Origin of the sequence: Streptomyces sp. XH2, from assembly GCF_049725035.1 — a bacterium.
Lineage (GTDB): Bacteria > Actinomycetota > Actinomycetes > Streptomycetales > Streptomycetaceae > Streptomyces > Streptomyces roseoverticillatus.
Genome location: NZ_JBMMMZ010000010.1, coordinates 286,588 through 301,305 on the forward strand (window position 1 = coordinate 286,588; position 14,718 = coordinate 301,305).

Genomic DNA, 14,718 nt, shown 5'->3' on the forward strand with positions numbered 1-14,718 from the left:
GCCCGACGTTCACCCCATCAGGTGATGGATGACCCGGGGGGCCGCGCGATGCCGTACTGGAAGGCATAGCGCATGGCCTGGGCGCGGTCGCGCGCGCCCGTCTTGGCGAAGAGGTTGTTGATGTGCGTCTTCACCGTCGCCGTGCTCACGTGCAGCCGCCGGGCGATCTCGGCGTTGGACAGTCCCTCGGCGACCAGCGACAGCACCTCCGCCTCACGCGCGGTGAGCCCGTCGGGGAGCTCCCGGCGGGCCGGGGACGCGGCGGCCGGGAATGCGGCGGATGCCGCACCGTAGCCCGTACCGGCGGCCGGTCCGGCGGCCGCGGCACCGCCGGCCGCGGCCGGATCCGAGAGCCGCTCCAGGAGCCGCCGCTGTACGTTCGGCGACAGCCCGGCCTCCCCCGACATCACGTGCCGCACGGCCCGGACGATCTCCTCGCCGCCGGCGTCCTTGGTGAGATAGCCGCGCGCCCCCGCCCGGAGCGCCGGGAACAGCGAGTCGTCGTCCGCGTAGGTGGTGAGGACGACGACGTGGGTGGCCGGGTGCTCGGCACGGATGCGCCGCGTGGCCTCCACTCCGTCGCAGCGGGGCATCCGCAGGTCCATCAGCACCACATCCGGAGCGTGCTCGGCGACGAGCCGCACCGCCTCCTCCCCGTCGGCCGCCGCGCCGACGACCTCGATGCCCGGTAGCAGCCCCAGGAGCATCACGATGCCCTCGCGCACCACGGTCTGGTCGTCCGCGACGACGACCCTCGCGATCTCGCCGTCACCGCCCGCACCACTGCCGGTGCCCACGCCGCCGCCCCCGCCACCCGTCATGCGGGCACCCGCAGACGCACCACGAACCCCTCCTCCCCGGACCCTGCCGGTCCGGCATCCAGCGTGCCGCCCAGCAGCTCGGCCCGCTCCCTCATCCCGAGCAGACCGTACCCGGAGCCAGCGGCTCCCAGTTCTCCCGACGCTCCGCGCGCCCCCCGGTCGCGGACCCACAACTCGACCCACCCCTCCAAGTAGGTGAACCGCATCTCCACCGGCGCACCCGGCGCGTGCTTGCGCACATTGGTCAGCGCCTCCTGCGCGACCCTGCGCACCGCCAGCCCGGCCTCGGCCGGCAGGGCGCGCGGCTCCCCCGTCACCTCCAGCCGCGCCCCCTCCCCCGCCGCGGACTCCCGTAGGAACTCCTCCACGGGGGTCAGCTCCCCGCGCAGCGCGGACAGGGCCTGCCTGGTCTCGGCCAGGCCCTCGCGCGCCATGCCCCGGGCCGCCACCACCCGCTCCAGCACCCGCTGCGGGTCCTCACCGCGCTCGATCAGCAGCCGGGCCGCCTCCAGGTGCACCATCTGCGCGGACAGGCTGTGCGCGAGCACGTCATGGATCTCCCGGGCGATCCGGGCCCGCTCGGCCAGCGCCGCCGACTCCGCCTCCGCGCGCCGTGCCGCCCGTTCCTGGGCCAGCAGCCGGAAACCGGCACCCCGCGCCTCCTCGTCCAGCCGGAGCGCGTAGCCGACGAAGGGCAGCGCCACCACCGTGCCCGCGATCACCAGCGGCCGCTCGGTGCTCGCCAGGGCATAGGCCCCCGTGGTGACGGCCGAGACGGCCAGCGCGTGGAGCAGCGGCAACCGTTCCACGGCGATCACGACGGTGCCGCCCCAGAGCACGGCGGCCGAGGTGTGCTCCCCCGCCAGCTGGGCCGCCGCCCCCACACCCAGGAGCACCCCGAGGAGCGCCAGGGAGGGCCCCGGCCGCCGCGCCAGGGTGGTGAGGTAGTAGCCCCGCACCGCGGCGGCGCAGGCCAGGAAGCCCGCGGCGAGGGCCGCGTACCCCCAGCCGTGGAAGGAGCCGTTGCGCAGCGCCCCCCAGAGCACCAGGGCCGCCAGGACTCCTCTGACCCCCCACGTCATCACCTGCCGGCGCCTCGGCACCCCGACCCCGGAGAGGGCCTCGCGGGCGGGCCAGGCCGTCCAGTTCTCCATCGGCACGCGCGATCCTTCCACCTTGCAGCGGGTGTCAGCCGCCGGCCGTGACACGGTGCGCCGGGCGTATGCCGTGGACGCGGTGGAGGACCACGGCGCTACGGGCCAGCAGCACGGCGGCGACGGTCACCATCGTCGCGGAGCTCCCCTGGTGGACGCCCGCGAGCGCGCCCAGACCGTGCAGCCCCAGCCTCAGGGCGGCCCCGCCGAGCCATATCGCGGCCGTCGCCTTGCTGCCCTGCGCCCAGGTCTCGCCGGACGCGTCCGCCCAGACGCGGCTGCTCCACGCCCAGGCGGCCCCCGTGGCGAGCCCGGCCAGGACCCCGCCCGCCAGCAGTCCGGCGGACACGGCACGGTGCGCGGGGTCGATGAGCCCGGGCTCGCGCACGGCCAGGAAGACCAGCAGGGCCGGCAGGGCCCACCAGCTCCTGGCGTCGGTGCTCACCCGCTGCGGCCGGACCTGCCGGACCAGCGTGAGCACGACAACGGCAACGATCACCAGACCATTGGCCATACCCGGCATGAGGAGCCTCCGCGGATCCCGGAAAAGCGCTGACGACGAACGCTTCCGAAACTACGGATCCGGCTCCGGCCGCGGATCGGAGCACGGGTGGGTCCCGGGTGGAGATGCACGACGGTGCTCTCTCCACCCAGGGGTGGAGAGAGCACCGAGGAGGTACCCGGGAGAGAGGAGCCGGGAGGGACGCGTCAGGCGTCGATGCGCGAGCGGTCGAGAGTGGCCGCGGAGTTGGTGATGAACTCCTTGCGCGGCGCCACCTCGTTGCCCATCAGCAGGTCGAAGGTGCGCTCCGCCGCTTCCAGGTCGCTGATGTTGATCCGCCGCAGGGTGCGGTGGCGCGGGTCCATCGTGGTCTCCGCGAGCTGGTCCGCGTCCATCTCGCCGAGGCCCTTGTAGCGCTGGATGGAGTCCTTGTAGCGCACGTTCTTCCGCTCCAGCTCCAGCAGCGTCTGCCGCAGCTCGCTGTCGGAGTACGTGTAGATGTACTTGTCCTGCCCCTTCTTGGGCTGGATGAGCTCCACCCGGTGCAGCGGGGGGACCGCGGAGAAGACCCGGCCCTCCTCGACCATGGGCCGCATGTAGCGCTGGAAGAGGGTCAGCAGCAGGATCCGGATGTGCGCGCCGTCCACATCGGCGTCGGCCAGGAAGATGACCTTGCCGTAGCGGGCCGCGTCGATGTCGAAGGTCCGGCCGGACCCGGCTCCTATCACCTGGATGATCGCGCCGCACTCGGCGTTCTTCAGCATGTCGGAGACCGACGCCTTCTGAACGTTGAGGATCTTGCCGCGGATCGGCAGCAGCGCCTGGAACTCGGAGTTCCGCGCCAGCTTCGCCGTACCGAGCGCCGAGTCGCCCTCGACGATGAACAGCTCGCTGCGCTCGACGTCGTCGCTGCGGCAGTCGGCGAGCTTGGCCGGCAGCGAGGAGGACTCCAGGGCCGTCTTACGGCGCTGCGCCTCCTTGTGCTGCCGGGCCGCGATGCGGGTGCGGGCCGCGGCGACGACCTTCTCCAGCACGGCCCTGGCCTGCTGCTTGGCATCGCGCTTGGTGGAGGTCAGGAAGGTCTTGAGCTCCTTCGCGACCACATTGGCCACGATCCGGTTCGCGGCGGAGGTGCCGAGCACCTCCTTGGTCTGCCCCTCGAACTGCGGCTCGGCGAGGCGCACCGTCACCACGGCCGTGAGCCCCTCCATGGCGTCGTCCTTGACGACGTCGTCCTCGGCGACGCGCAGGAGCTTGGAGGAGCGCAGCACCTCGTTGACGGTCTTGGTGATCGAGCGCTCGAAGCCCGTCACGTGCGTGCCGCCCTTGGGGGTGGCGATGATGTTGACGAACGACCTGACCGTGCTGTCGTAGCCCGTGCCCCAGCGCAGGGCGATGTCCACGCCCAGCTCGCGGGTGACCTCGGTGGGCGTCATGTGGCCGCGGTCGTCCAGGACGGGCACGGTCTCCTTGAAGGTGCCCTGCCCGGTCAGGCGCAGCACGTCGCAGACGGCCTTGTCCTGCGCCAGGTACTCGCAGAACTCGCTGATGCCCCCGTCGTAGTGGAAGACCTCCTCGGTGCTGCCCGCGCCGTCGAGGCCGCGCTCGTCACGGACGACGATCGTCAGGCCGGGCACCAGGAAGGCCGTCTGCCGGGCGCGCCCGTAGAGGGTCTCCAGGGAGAGCTTGGCGTCCTTGAGGAAGATCTGGCGGTCCGCCCAGTAGCGGACGCGGGTGCCGGTGCGCGCCTTGGGGATCTTCTTCCCCTTGAGCAGGCCGTTCGCCGGGTCGAAGGGGGCGTCCGGGCCGGACTCGGTGAAGATGCCGGGGACGCCGCGGCGGAAGCTGATGGAGTGGGTCCGGCTGTTGCGGTCGACCTCGACGTCCAGGCGGGCGGAGAGCGCGTTGACCACCGACGCGCCGACGCCGTGCAGACCGCCGGACGCCGCGTAGGAGCCGCCGCCGAACTTGCCGCCCGCGTGCAGCTTGGTCATGACGACCTCGACGCCGGACAGCCCGGTCTTGGGCTCGACGTCCACGGGGATGCCGCGGCCGTTGTCGCGCACCTCCACGGAACCGTCGTCGTGGAGGATCACCTCGATGCGGTCGCAGTAGCCGCCGAGGGCCTCGTCGACGGAATTGTCGATGATCTCCCAGAGGCAGTGCATCAGACCACGGCTGTCCGTCGAGCCGATATACATACCGGGCCGCTTGCGGACGGCTTCCAGACCTTCGAGGACGAGCAGGTGCCGCGCGGTGTAGTTGGACCCGTCCCGGTCTGCCCCGGTGAGCAGCGCAGTGGACGGCACGGACGTTTCGGCGGTCACGCGGGTTCGCTCCTCGCTGAATTTCTTTTCGGCCCCGGTCGGCGGACCGGCGGCCCGGTTGCCGTTCAGAGGGTACCGATGCCTGGTAGAGCCTTTGTGCAGCCACCCGTGGGAACGACCATGCTAGTCCAGCCATCGATCACACGTTCGATGACACGATGGAGTGACGTGCACATCACGTTCCCTTGGAGGCATGAACCATTTAGGCTCCGGGCACGTCCTCAAGAACACCGGCAAGCCGGCCGGGAGGACGAAAGCCCCCAGCGATGTGAAACCGTAGGCCCACGCAATACGGCTCATTCGCCGCCAACCGTCAAGATCTGGCCGTCTCGGAAGGGACTCGGAAGGAACTTTCGAGGAAAAGCCGTGAGCGGGAACGTTTTCGGCCTGGTTGGATGTTGACCCTGGTACGACAGCTCGTCGAGCTAGAGAAGAGGCGACGTGACTACTGTTCTGACCCCCGCGAGCCCGCTGACGGCCGCTGACCGCTGCGACCGGTGCGGCGCTCAGGCCTACCTGCGCGTCGTTCTCATGAGCGGCGGTGAACTGCTCTTCTGCGCCCACCATGGACGCAAGTTCGAGCCAGAACTCAAGAAGATCGCCGCGGAAATACAGGACGAGACGGAGCGGCTCACCGCCTCCCCGGCGTCTGCGCCCGACGAGGACCGCTGAGTCCGTAGCGGAACGCTGACACATCGCATCCGACGACGAGCGAGGTCCGGCCACCCTGTGCCGGACAGCCGCGGGCGGCTGCCCCCACTGCGGGGGAAGCCGCCCGCTCTCGTACTCTCGCGGGCCTGGGCTCGCTCTTGACCCCCTTGCCCGCGTGCTGCCTGTGCGGCTGAGCAGCGGGCGGCTGCCCCGGCGTCACGGCAGGCTGCGCAGCAGGCTGCGGGGCCGGAGCCGCGGGCGGTCGTACCCCGTCGGGGCTGTGCGCCGCCACGAGGGCCGTGTAGGCCGAGATCCGGGTGTACACGCCCGGATACAGGGGCTGGCCGCAGCCGGCCCCCCAGGAGACCACGCCCACCACCTTGCCCTTGGCCACCAGCGGCCCGCCGCTGTCGCCCTGGCAGGCGTCCCGCCCGCCCAGCGGGACCCCGGCGCACAGCATGGACGCCCGGCGGTAGACCCCCTCCTCGCTGCCCGGATAGGCCCGCTCGCACGCCGTGTCCTGCATGACGCGCACCCGCGCCCCGCGCAGGATGTCCGAGTAGGTGCCGTTGCCCACGACATCGCCCCAGCCGTAGACGGTGGCCTGCCCGCCCACCTGGTAGGCGGGGTCACCCTGCTGCGCCATCGGGATCACATAGCTCTCCGGCACCGCGTTCTTCAGGGTGAGGACGGCGATGTCCCCGGCGTTGCTGCCGGGGTCGAATCCCGGATTGACCCAGGTCTCCTGCGGCTCCACCTCCGAGCCGCCGATGCCCCGCAGGTCCTCCCGGCCGATGATGACGCGCAGGTCGTTCGCGTCGTTCACGTCGACGCCCAGCACTTCGTGGCTCAGGCAGTGCGCGGCCGTGACGACCGTTCTGCGGCCCACGACGACGCCTCCGCAGAACTGCCCGGCCCTGGCGGCCCCGAACCGCTGACGGCTGCCCAGAGCCACCACCCAGGGCGCCTCGGAGCTCCTGACGGCCTGCCCTCCGACGACCGCACGGTCCGCCACTGCCGGAGCGGGGACCGCGACCAGTAGCGCGATCGTCCCGGCCAGCAGGCAGCTCAGCGAACGCATACAGTCTCCTGACTCTGCGGAGTTCCTCGTACACCAAGAGTCAACCCGCAGGGCCTGCGACGCATCCGGAACCTGGACGGCATGCCTCCGGATCCGTCGCACTGTCACCCGTACAGCCCGCAGGGCCCGGCGCCTCTTCACGAGGTGCCGGGCCCTGCGGGTAGTGCTGCGTTCCGCTCCGGGGTCTAGTCCAGGTAGTCGCGGAGGACCTGGGAACGGGACGGGTGGCGCAGCTTGGACATCGTCTTCGACTCGATCTGGCGGATGCGCTCACGCGTCACCCCGTAGACCTTGCCGATCTCGTCGAGCGTCTTCGGCTGACCGTCGGTGAGGCCGAAGCGCATGGAGACCACGCCCGCCTCGCGCTCGCTGAGCGTGTCCAGGACGGAGTGCAGCTGCTCCTGGAGGAGGGTGAAGCTGACGGCGTCGGCCGGCACGACCGCCTCGGAGTCCTCGATGAGGTCACCGAACTCGCTGTCGCCGTCCTCACCCAGGGGGGTGTGGAGGGAGATCGGCTCGCGGCCGTACTTCTGGACCTCGATGACCTTCTCCGGGGTCATGTCGAGCTCCTTGGCCAGCTCCTCCGGGGTGGGCTCGCGGCCCAGGTCCTGGAGCATCTGGCGCTGGACGCGCGCGAGCTTGTTGATGACCTCGACCATGTGCACCGGGATGCGGATGGTGCGGGCCTGGTCGGCCATCGCGCGCGTGATGGCCTGGCGGATCCACCAGGTCGCGTACGTGGAGAACTTGTAGCCCTTGGTGTAGTCGAACTTCTCGACCGCACGGATCAGACCGAGGTTGCCCTCCTGGATCAGGTCCAGGAAGAGCATGCCGCGGCCGGTGTAGCGCTTGGCCAGGGAGACCACCAGGCGGAGGTTGGCCTCCAGGAGGTGGTTCTTGGCGCGGCGCCCGTCCTCGGCGATGATCTCCAGCTCGCGCTTGAGCTTGGGGGCGAGCTTGTCGGAGTTCGCCAGCTTGTCCTCGGCGAACAGGCCCGCCTCGATGCGCTTGGCGAGCTCCACCTCCTGCTCGGCGTTGAGGAGGGGGACCTTGCCGATCTGCTTCAGGTAGTCCTTGACCGGGTCGGCGGTGGCACCGGCGACGGCGACCTGCTGCGCGGGAGCGTCGTCCTCGTCGTCGTCGGAGAGGACGAAGCCCTTGTTCTCGCCGGTCTCGTCCTCCTCCTCGCCCTTGCCCGGGGTCGGGGTCTCGTCGACGAGGTCCTCGTCGAGGAGCTCGTCGGCGTCCTTCTTCGCGGCGGTCTTCTTGGCCGCCGTCTTCTTGACGGCGGCCTTCTTCGCCACCGTCTTCTTCGCCGCCGCCTTCTTGGCGACGGCCTTCTTGGCGGGCGCCTCCGCGCTCTCGTCGTCGCCGTACGCCGCGGAGGCGGACGTGGCGGACGCCGAGGACGCGGTCTGCCTGGCCGTGACCGTCTTGGAGGCGACGGCCTTGGTGGCGGTGCGCTTCGCCGGGCTCTTCGCTGCGACGCTCTTGCGGGTGCGCTTGGGCGCCTCTGCGGCACTGACCATCAGCGTCACACCCTCCTCGTCGAGGACCTGGTTGAGGCTGCGCAGAACGTTCTTCCACTGGGTTGGCGGAATCTGGTCAGCCTCGAAGGCCCGACGCACGTCGTCGCCGGCGATCTGCCCCTCGGCCTTTCCCTGCTCGATGAGCGCCATCAGAGACTCGGATTCGGCGATCTCCGGCGGGAGCGTACGGGATGTGCTGGCCGACACGAACAACCTCTCGGAACGATGGAAACGGCTTCCGGCCCCGGCCCGCCCTGATCGGGGAACCGGTTCCGACGACCGCCGGCTAAGGATGAACCGACGGCGCGCGGGTGATGGGATGCAGACGGAGACAGCGCCCCGGACGAGGCCGGTATTCCCTCCGCGTCCACCACCTCCTTAGTCATCGCACTGCCTCAAGGAGCGTTACGCCCAATCCTCGTGGCCCGAGTCACACCCCAAACCGGAATGAATGCCTGCTCAACTGGACAGAACACTCCACTTCCTGGCGTCCCGGTCCGAGTTCCGGGAGGGGCGCCGGCGCCACCGGACGGCTCACGCGTGCGGCCGCGCATCCGGCCGCACGCGGAGGCCCTGGCCCGGCCCTGCGCGTGCGGCCCTTCCGTACGACCCCACTCGTACCGTCCCGCTCCACTCCGAGGTCAGTGCTCGCGCGGTGCGGGCACCACGCGCTCGACGTCCGGGTGGGCGATGAGCAGCTGCCGCATGGCGGCCTCGGCCCCGGCCCCGTCGCCCGCGCCGACGGCGTCGACGATGCGGAGGTGGTGCCCCACGCCGGCCTCGGTGGGGCGGTCGCAGCCGCCGGAGGGCGCGCCCGAGACGTGCAGGGCGGAGGAGACGATGCCCGCGAGGTGCTCCAGCATGCGGTTGCCGGCGACCTGCAGGAGCAGGGAGTGGAACTCGGCGTCGGCGCGGGTGAAGGTGAGCGAGTCACCCTGGGCCAGGGCGTGGCCCATGATCTCGGCCATGTCGGCCAGGCGCTGCTGGACGTCCTCGCGGCCGTGCCCGGCGGCGAGGCGGGCGGCCAGCGGCTCGATGGTCCAGCGCAGCTCGCACAGCTCGCGGCGCTGGTCCTCCCGCTGCGGGCCGAAGGCCCGCCACTCGATGATGTCGGGGTCGAGGAGGTTCCAGTCGCTGACGGGGCGGACGCGCGTGCCGACGTTGGGGCGCGCGCTGACGAGGCCCTTGGCCTCCAGGACGCGCAGGGATTCGCGGACGACGGTCCTGGAGACCTCGAAGCGCTGCCCGATCTCCTCGGGGACGAGCGGGCGGTCCGCGCCCAGGTCACCCGAGACGATCATCTGGCCGAGCTGCTGCACGAGCTGGCCGTGCAGGCCCCGGCCCCGGCTGCCGGCGGCCCTGCGGCCGGCGCGGCTCAGCTCCGCCTCGCCGTCCCAGGCGGGCGGTGCCCCGCGGTCGGCCCCAGGGGCCTCCGCATAGGAGTAACGGTCAAGCTCGCCCGGGCCTGCGAGGCCGGAGTCGGCGGGGCGAGCCGCGGTCATCATGGTGTGCGCAAGGGTACTCACGCCTCCTTTGTCGGCGACACCTCGAGGTCCCTTGAGGTCTTTGGTGAAAAGCACACGAAAGGGTGATCGCCCATTACCTCACAATTGACGGCCAAACGGACAGAATCGGGCACTCTCCGAGATCGTTCATATGCGGAGCGTGACGGTCGCGGCCTGGGAACTCTGCACGTGGGAAGGGGTGCCGGAGTCCTCGGCCGGCGCGGCGGCGGCCCTCACCGCGGCCTCCCGCGGAACACGGCGAGGACGTAGGCACCGAGAAGCGCCCCCAGCGACAGTGCGAGCGCCCAGCCGACCGGCTGGGAGACCAGCCGCAGCGCCGTCGAGACGCCCCGGTCGACGCCGGAGGGCCACTGCACGACGGCGGCGGAGCGCAGCCGCTCCGGCAGCCCGACGAGCGAGCGGGCCGCGGGCTCGGCGAGCACGCTGCCCAGGACGGGGACCACGAGCGTCGGCACGGCGAGCACCGCGACCACTCCCAGCGCCGTCGACCGGAACAGCCCGGCGGCCAGCAGCCCCGCCCAGGCGCAGCCCAGGGTCAGCGCCGTCCAGCCGGCCAGCAGCACGGCCCAGTCGCGCGGGAGGGAGACGACGTCGTTGCCGAAGAGCAGCCCGAGGGCGCCGGCGTCGAGGAAGAGGGAGGCGAGGGCGAGCAGCACGGCCGCCACGGCGGTGACCGTGAGCTTGGCGAAGAGCAGGCCGAGACGGCGCGGGACGGTGCCCTGGTCCGGGGCGAGCGCGGGATAGCGGAACTCCTGGCCGAAGGCGAGGGCACCGATGAGGCCGGCCCCGAAGACGGCGGGGGGCAGCGGCAGCAGGGCCGGCCAGCCGGTGAGCACGCGCGGCTCGGGGGCGGTGCCGGACCTGGCGAGGAGGACGGCGACGAGCAGGGAGGCGGCGAGGGCGGCGGCCGCCACGATCCAGCCGGTCCGCACGCCGGTGGCGCGGCGCAGTTCGTACCGCAGCGGCCAGATCGGGTCGGGCGCCGGGAGACGGGGCTGGAGGCGCGGGAGCTGGACGGGACCGGCGGCTTCACCGGAGGCCGCGGCGCCGGGCCCCTCCGCGCGCATTCCGGGCGCGTCCACCAGGGACGGGGCGGGCCTGCGGCCGTCGGCCCGCAGCAGCGGGGGTACGGGGCCGGTGTCGCCGATCTCCTCGGTCAGCCGGTGGAGGAGGATGCCGTGCCGGTAGGCGGTCTCGCCGACGACGGCGCAGGTGCTGCCGTAGACCGAGAGCTTGCTGCCGCCCTCCTGCACGACCTCCACGGCCTGCCCGGCCTCGGCCGCCTCCGCCTCGTCGGCCTCGGCGCTGAGGGCGTGGGCGAGGCGGGCGGCCAGCGGCGACTGGACGGCGACGCGTGGCCGCAGGCGGGTGCGGGAGAACTCGGCGGCCTCCTGGTCGGCGACGAGGCGGCCCTCGTCGATGGTGACGACGCGGTCGGCGATGCGGGCCGCTTCCCTGGGGTCGGGCGAGGTGACGAGGACGGCGCCGCCGTGGTCCGCGTAGGCCCGCAGCATGCCGTGCAGCCAGGCCGTCTCGCGGGGCGAGAGCTCGTGGGCGGGCTCGTCCAGGACGAGGGTGTGGGGGTCGCCGAGGAGGGCGGCGGCGAGGCCGAGGCGGCGGTCCATGCCCAGCGAGAAGTCACCGAGGCGCTGCCCGGCCAGGCCGGTCAGGCCGACGACCTCCAGGACGTCGTCGGCGCGCTCGGCGGGGACGCCCGCGGCGGCGCTGAGCATGCGCAGGTGCCCCCTGGCCGTACGGGCGGGGTGACCGGGGACGTCCCCGAGGACGACGCCGATCTCACGGGTGGGATGGGGGACGCGGTCCAGGGGGCGGCCGCGGAAGAGGGCGACGCCGCGCCCGGGGTCGAGGCGCAGCAGGAGGCGCAGGGCGCTGGTCTTGCCCGCGCCGGGGGCACCGAGCAGGACGGTGACCCGGCCGGGGCGGGCCTCGAAGGTGAGGTCGTCGACGGCGGGGAACCTGTTGCGCTGGGGGGCGCTGGTGAGTCCGATGGCCTGGATCATGGCTTCTCTCGCGGGGCGTGAGACGGCTCGGCGGCACCCCTCGGCCCGCTCGGTGACCGAGGCGGCCGAGGGCGCAGGGGATCGCTGGGACGTACGGCAGCACCGTAACCCGGTATGTCCGAATTGCTACGCAATGTAGGCAGTTGTAAGCGTGTCCCGTCATGGGCATGCACCGGCACGCATACCCGGCCGCCGGCCGTCGCCCTTGCGCGCGGCCTTCCCGGCAGGGGCGGGCGGCCAGGACCGCCGGGCTACGCCTCGGGGCGCAGCATGGGCGGGTTGAGGAGCGTGGCCCCGCCGGCCCGGAAGAGCTGGGCCGGACGGCCGCCCTGGCGCGTCGTCGTCCCGCCGGTGGGCACCAGGAAGCCCGGGGTGCCCGTCACCTTCCGGTGGAAGTTGCGGGGGTCGAGGGCGACACCCCACACCGCCTCGTAGACCCGGCGCAGCTCGCCGACGGTGAACTCCTGGGGGCAGAAGGCCGTGGCCAGCGAGGAATACTCGATCTTGGACCGGGCGCGCTCGACGCCGTCGGCGAGGATCTGCGCGTGGTCGAAGGCGAGGGGCGTCACCTGCTCGCCGTCGCGGCCGTAGCCGGCCTCCTGGTCCAGCAGCTCCTCCACCGGCGCCCAGCGCACGCTGCGCGCGTCTCCCCCGGGGCGCGGAGCGGGCAGGTCGGGCGCGAGCGCCAAGTGTGCGACGCTCACCACCCGCATGCGCGGGTCGCGCTTCGGATCGCCGTACGTGGCGAGCTGCTCCAGGTGGGCGGCGTTGGGCAGGACGGGGCCCGCGGGGTCATGGGCGTTCAGCCCGGTCTCCTCGGCCAGCTCCCGCGCGGCGGCGGTCGTCAGATCCTCGTCGCCCCGTACGAACCCGCCCGGCAACGCCCAGCGGCCCTGGTACGGCGGCTCGCCGCGGCGCACGGCCAGCGCGCAGAGCGCGTGCCTGCGCACGGTGAGCACGACCAGGTCGACGGTGACAGCGAAGGGCGGAAAGGCCGACGGGTCGTAGGGCATGACGCGATCATAGTCGTCTTCCTGACGATAAACAGGGTCTTGCGAAGGGCCGGGGAGCGCCCCCTCCGCGAGCCTCGGAAGCAACCCGCTCACACCCCCAGCTGCAGGCCGTCGGCGGCTTCCTCGACCATGCCGAGGCCCAGCCTGCTGATCCGCATCGCGAAGGGCTGCTCGGCGATGCGCAGCCCGGTGAACCTGAGCGCCCCGAGCGGCGCGGTGTGCAGCGGCCGCACCGCGACGCAGCCCGCCGGGGCGTCGGGCCGCAGGCCGGCGAGCGCGGTCAGCAGGTGCACCGCGCCCGCGGCGGCGACGGCCGCGGGACGGCAGGCGGCCGGATGCGGCAGCGGCGCGCTCCCGGCCGTGCGCTGCTCTCCCGCGTACATCTCCGGCAGCCGGTGCCCGAAGGCGGCCGCTGCGTCCAGCGTGCCGCGCAGCAGCGCGCCGGCCTCCTTCTCGTATCCGGCGGAGGCCAGGCCCGCCACGGCCACGGCCGTCTCGTGGACCCTGACCGCGCCGCTGCGGTGGCCGAAGGGGTTGTGCCCCGGCTCCTTCGCCCCGAGGCTGCGCAGGCCCCAGCCGGAGTCGAGCGCCGGCCCGCCGAGCAGCCGGGCGAGCTGTTCGGTCTGCACCTTGTCGAGCAGGCCCGGCGCCGGCATCCCCCCTCCCAGCAGGCCGGTGTCGAGGAGGTGGGCGGCGGCGCCGCCCAGGTGCGGTATCCGGCGGCCTTCGGGCGTGCGGGCGGCGGCGGGGCGCCCGCCGCCCGGATCCTCCACCCAGAACTCCTCGCGAAACCGTCCGCGCAAGCCGGCCGCCCAGCTCCGCCAGTGCTCGGCCCCGGGGCGGTCGAAGGCCTCCAGGAGGTCGGCTCCGAGGAGGGCCGCGCGGTGGGCGTGCGCCTGTGTCTCGCACCGGTACGGCCCGCCGGGCACCGGGTCCGGGAGGTAGCCGTCCTCGCCCGTGGCGGTCTGCAGCCAGGCGAGGCAGCGCTCGACGGCGGGCAGCAGCGCTTCCGTCTCCCGTTCCGGAAGCCCCCACCGGCGGGCCTCCGCCAGGACGACGGGGAACAGCAGGGTGGCCTCGATGCCGGTGCAGCCGGGTGGCAGGTGCGCCCCGGCGTGGCGCAGGGCGCCGGGGATCCGCCCGCCGTCGGGGCCCGGTCCCGCCAGCTGCGTACGGGCCAGGGTGCGCAGCGTCCCGGCGGCAAGCCGGACGCCGAGGGGCAGCGTCATCCGCGCCGCCCAGAGGGCCTCGGCCGGGGCGAGGCCGCAGCGCCAGGGGACGCCGGCCGCCAGATGGACGTCACCGGGACTGCCGGGGTCGCGCACGAGCAGCGCGCGGAGATCGTCCAGGGCGGCGGCGAGCAGGGCGCCCGCCCGCGGATCGTCGCCCTCCGCCTGGGGGTCGCCCCAGGGCACGCTCGCGGAGCGGCCCGGGGGGACGGCCGCCTCGGGCTGCCGGACCCTGCCGGGCTGCTCGGGCAGGACGCGCAGCTCGATGCTGCGCGTGCCTCCCGGCGGCAGCTCGATCTCCCAGCACAGCAGCCCCGCCGACGCCAGGGCGTCCCCCGGCGGGGGATCGGCGGTGACCGCCGCCTGCGCCTCCGTCGTGGACCACCGCAGGCCGGAGGCGTGCACCCCGGCGGGGACCTCGGGCCCGGCCGCCCCCGCCGCGACCGCGCCCAGCTCCGCGAGGTCGGTGCCCAGCGACACCTCGACGGGCAGCCGCAGGGCACGGGCCGCGGTGCTGCGCAGGGCGATCCGCTCGACGCCGTCGGCCGAGCGCAGCCGCTCGACCGTGACGGCGGGATCGGGCCCCGAATCCGCGGCCGTCCTCACGGCGCCGACGAAGCGGGCGCGGTCGGCGCCGAGCATCCGCCCCTGCACGGGCAGCGGCTCGGCGCCGCCGACCCTCAGCCTGCAGCGGGCCAGCAGCCGGCGCCCGCCGCGGTAGAAGCCGTCGAGCCCCTGACCGGTCATCTGCCCGTGCTCCCCGGAGATCGCCAGGGCCGGGAGGGCGACGCAGATCATGGCCGTGTGCACGGGCTGCGGAGCGGGCGGACGCCCCGGGGCGGGGCGCTGGGACGGCGCATGACG

General features: G+C 73.3%; 11 protein-coding genes. 1 reads left to right on the forward strand and 10 read right to left on the reverse strand.

The genetic code is table 11. The annotated features are described in order from the left end of the window. Positions 1-17 precede the first annotated feature (17 nt). The 4 genes from ACOTKD_RS21955 to ACOTKD_RS21970 all read right to left on the reverse strand — a co-directional run bounded on the left by ACOTKD_RS21955 (position 18) and on the right by ACOTKD_RS21970 (position 4,804). A complete protein-coding gene (locus ACOTKD_RS21955) occupies positions 18-707 on the reverse strand; it encodes a response regulator (protein WP_424890776.1) in 690 nt (229 codons plus the stop codon). Positions 708-817: 110 nt separating this feature from the next. Then, positions 818-1,975 (reverse strand): sensor histidine kinase, encoded by a 1,158-nt coding sequence (locus ACOTKD_RS21960; protein ID WP_424890777.1) that lies wholly within the window; start codon positions 1,973-1,975, stop codon positions 818-820. A 34-nt stretch (positions 1,976-2,009) separates the two neighbouring features. Then, positions 2,010-2,474, reverse strand: coding sequence for a DUF1453 domain-containing protein (locus ACOTKD_RS21965; RefSeq protein WP_424890695.1), 465 nt, complete (start codon positions 2,472-2,474; stop codon positions 2,010-2,012). Positions 2,475-2,683: 209 nt separating this feature from the next. Further along, positions 2,684-4,804: a DNA gyrase/topoisomerase IV subunit B gene (locus ACOTKD_RS21970; protein ID WP_424890696.1), complete on the reverse strand. Its 2,121-nt coding sequence runs from the start codon at positions 4,802-4,804 to the stop codon at positions 2,684-2,686. Positions 4,805-5,245: 441 nt separating this feature from the next. Here ACOTKD_RS21970 and ACOTKD_RS21975 point away from each other — a divergent pair, with 441 nt between their 5' ends. Beyond that, a complete protein-coding gene (locus tag ACOTKD_RS21975) occupies positions 5,246-5,476 on the forward strand; it encodes a DUF7455 domain-containing protein (RefSeq protein ID WP_106674942.1) in 231 nt (76 codons plus the stop codon). Here ACOTKD_RS21975 and ACOTKD_RS21980 read toward each other — a convergent pair. The 6 genes from ACOTKD_RS21980 to ACOTKD_RS22005 form a co-directional block, all read right to left on the reverse strand. Continuing rightward, on the reverse strand, positions 5,436-6,536 hold the full coding sequence (locus tag ACOTKD_RS21980; protein ID WP_424890697.1) for a S1 family peptidase: 1,101 nt from the start codon (positions 6,534-6,536) through the stop codon (positions 5,436-5,438). The two genes, ACOTKD_RS21975 and ACOTKD_RS21980, sit on opposite strands and share 41 nt — an antisense overlap. Positions 6,537-6,721: 185 nt before the next feature. Beyond that, a complete protein-coding gene (locus ACOTKD_RS21985; protein ID WP_424890698.1) occupies positions 6,722-8,272 on the reverse strand; it encodes an RNA polymerase sigma factor in 1,551 nt (516 codons plus the stop codon). A 434-nt stretch (positions 8,273-8,706) separates the two neighbouring features. After that, the gene (locus tag ACOTKD_RS21990; protein ID WP_106674939.1) at positions 8,707-9,645 is read right to left on the reverse strand and encodes a FadR/GntR family transcriptional regulator; all 939 of its coding nucleotides are present in this window, start codon (positions 9,643-9,645) and stop codon (positions 8,707-8,709) included. Positions 9,646-9,803: 158 nt separating this feature from the next. Next, on the reverse strand, positions 9,804-11,612 hold the full coding sequence (locus tag ACOTKD_RS21995; RefSeq protein WP_424890699.1) for an ATP-binding cassette domain-containing protein: 1,809 nt from the start codon (positions 11,610-11,612) through the stop codon (positions 9,804-9,806). Between the two features lie 251 nt (positions 11,613-11,863). After that, positions 11,864-12,625, reverse strand: coding sequence for an NUDIX hydrolase (locus tag ACOTKD_RS22000; RefSeq protein WP_030368650.1), 762 nt, complete (start codon positions 12,623-12,625; stop codon positions 11,864-11,866). A gap of 89 nt (positions 12,626-12,714) precedes the next feature. Then, positions 12,715-14,652 (reverse strand): glycogen debranching N-terminal domain-containing protein, encoded by a 1,938-nt coding sequence (locus ACOTKD_RS22005; RefSeq protein WP_424890778.1) that lies wholly within the window; start codon positions 14,650-14,652, stop codon positions 12,715-12,717. Between the last annotated feature and the right edge of the window lie 66 nt (positions 14,653-14,718).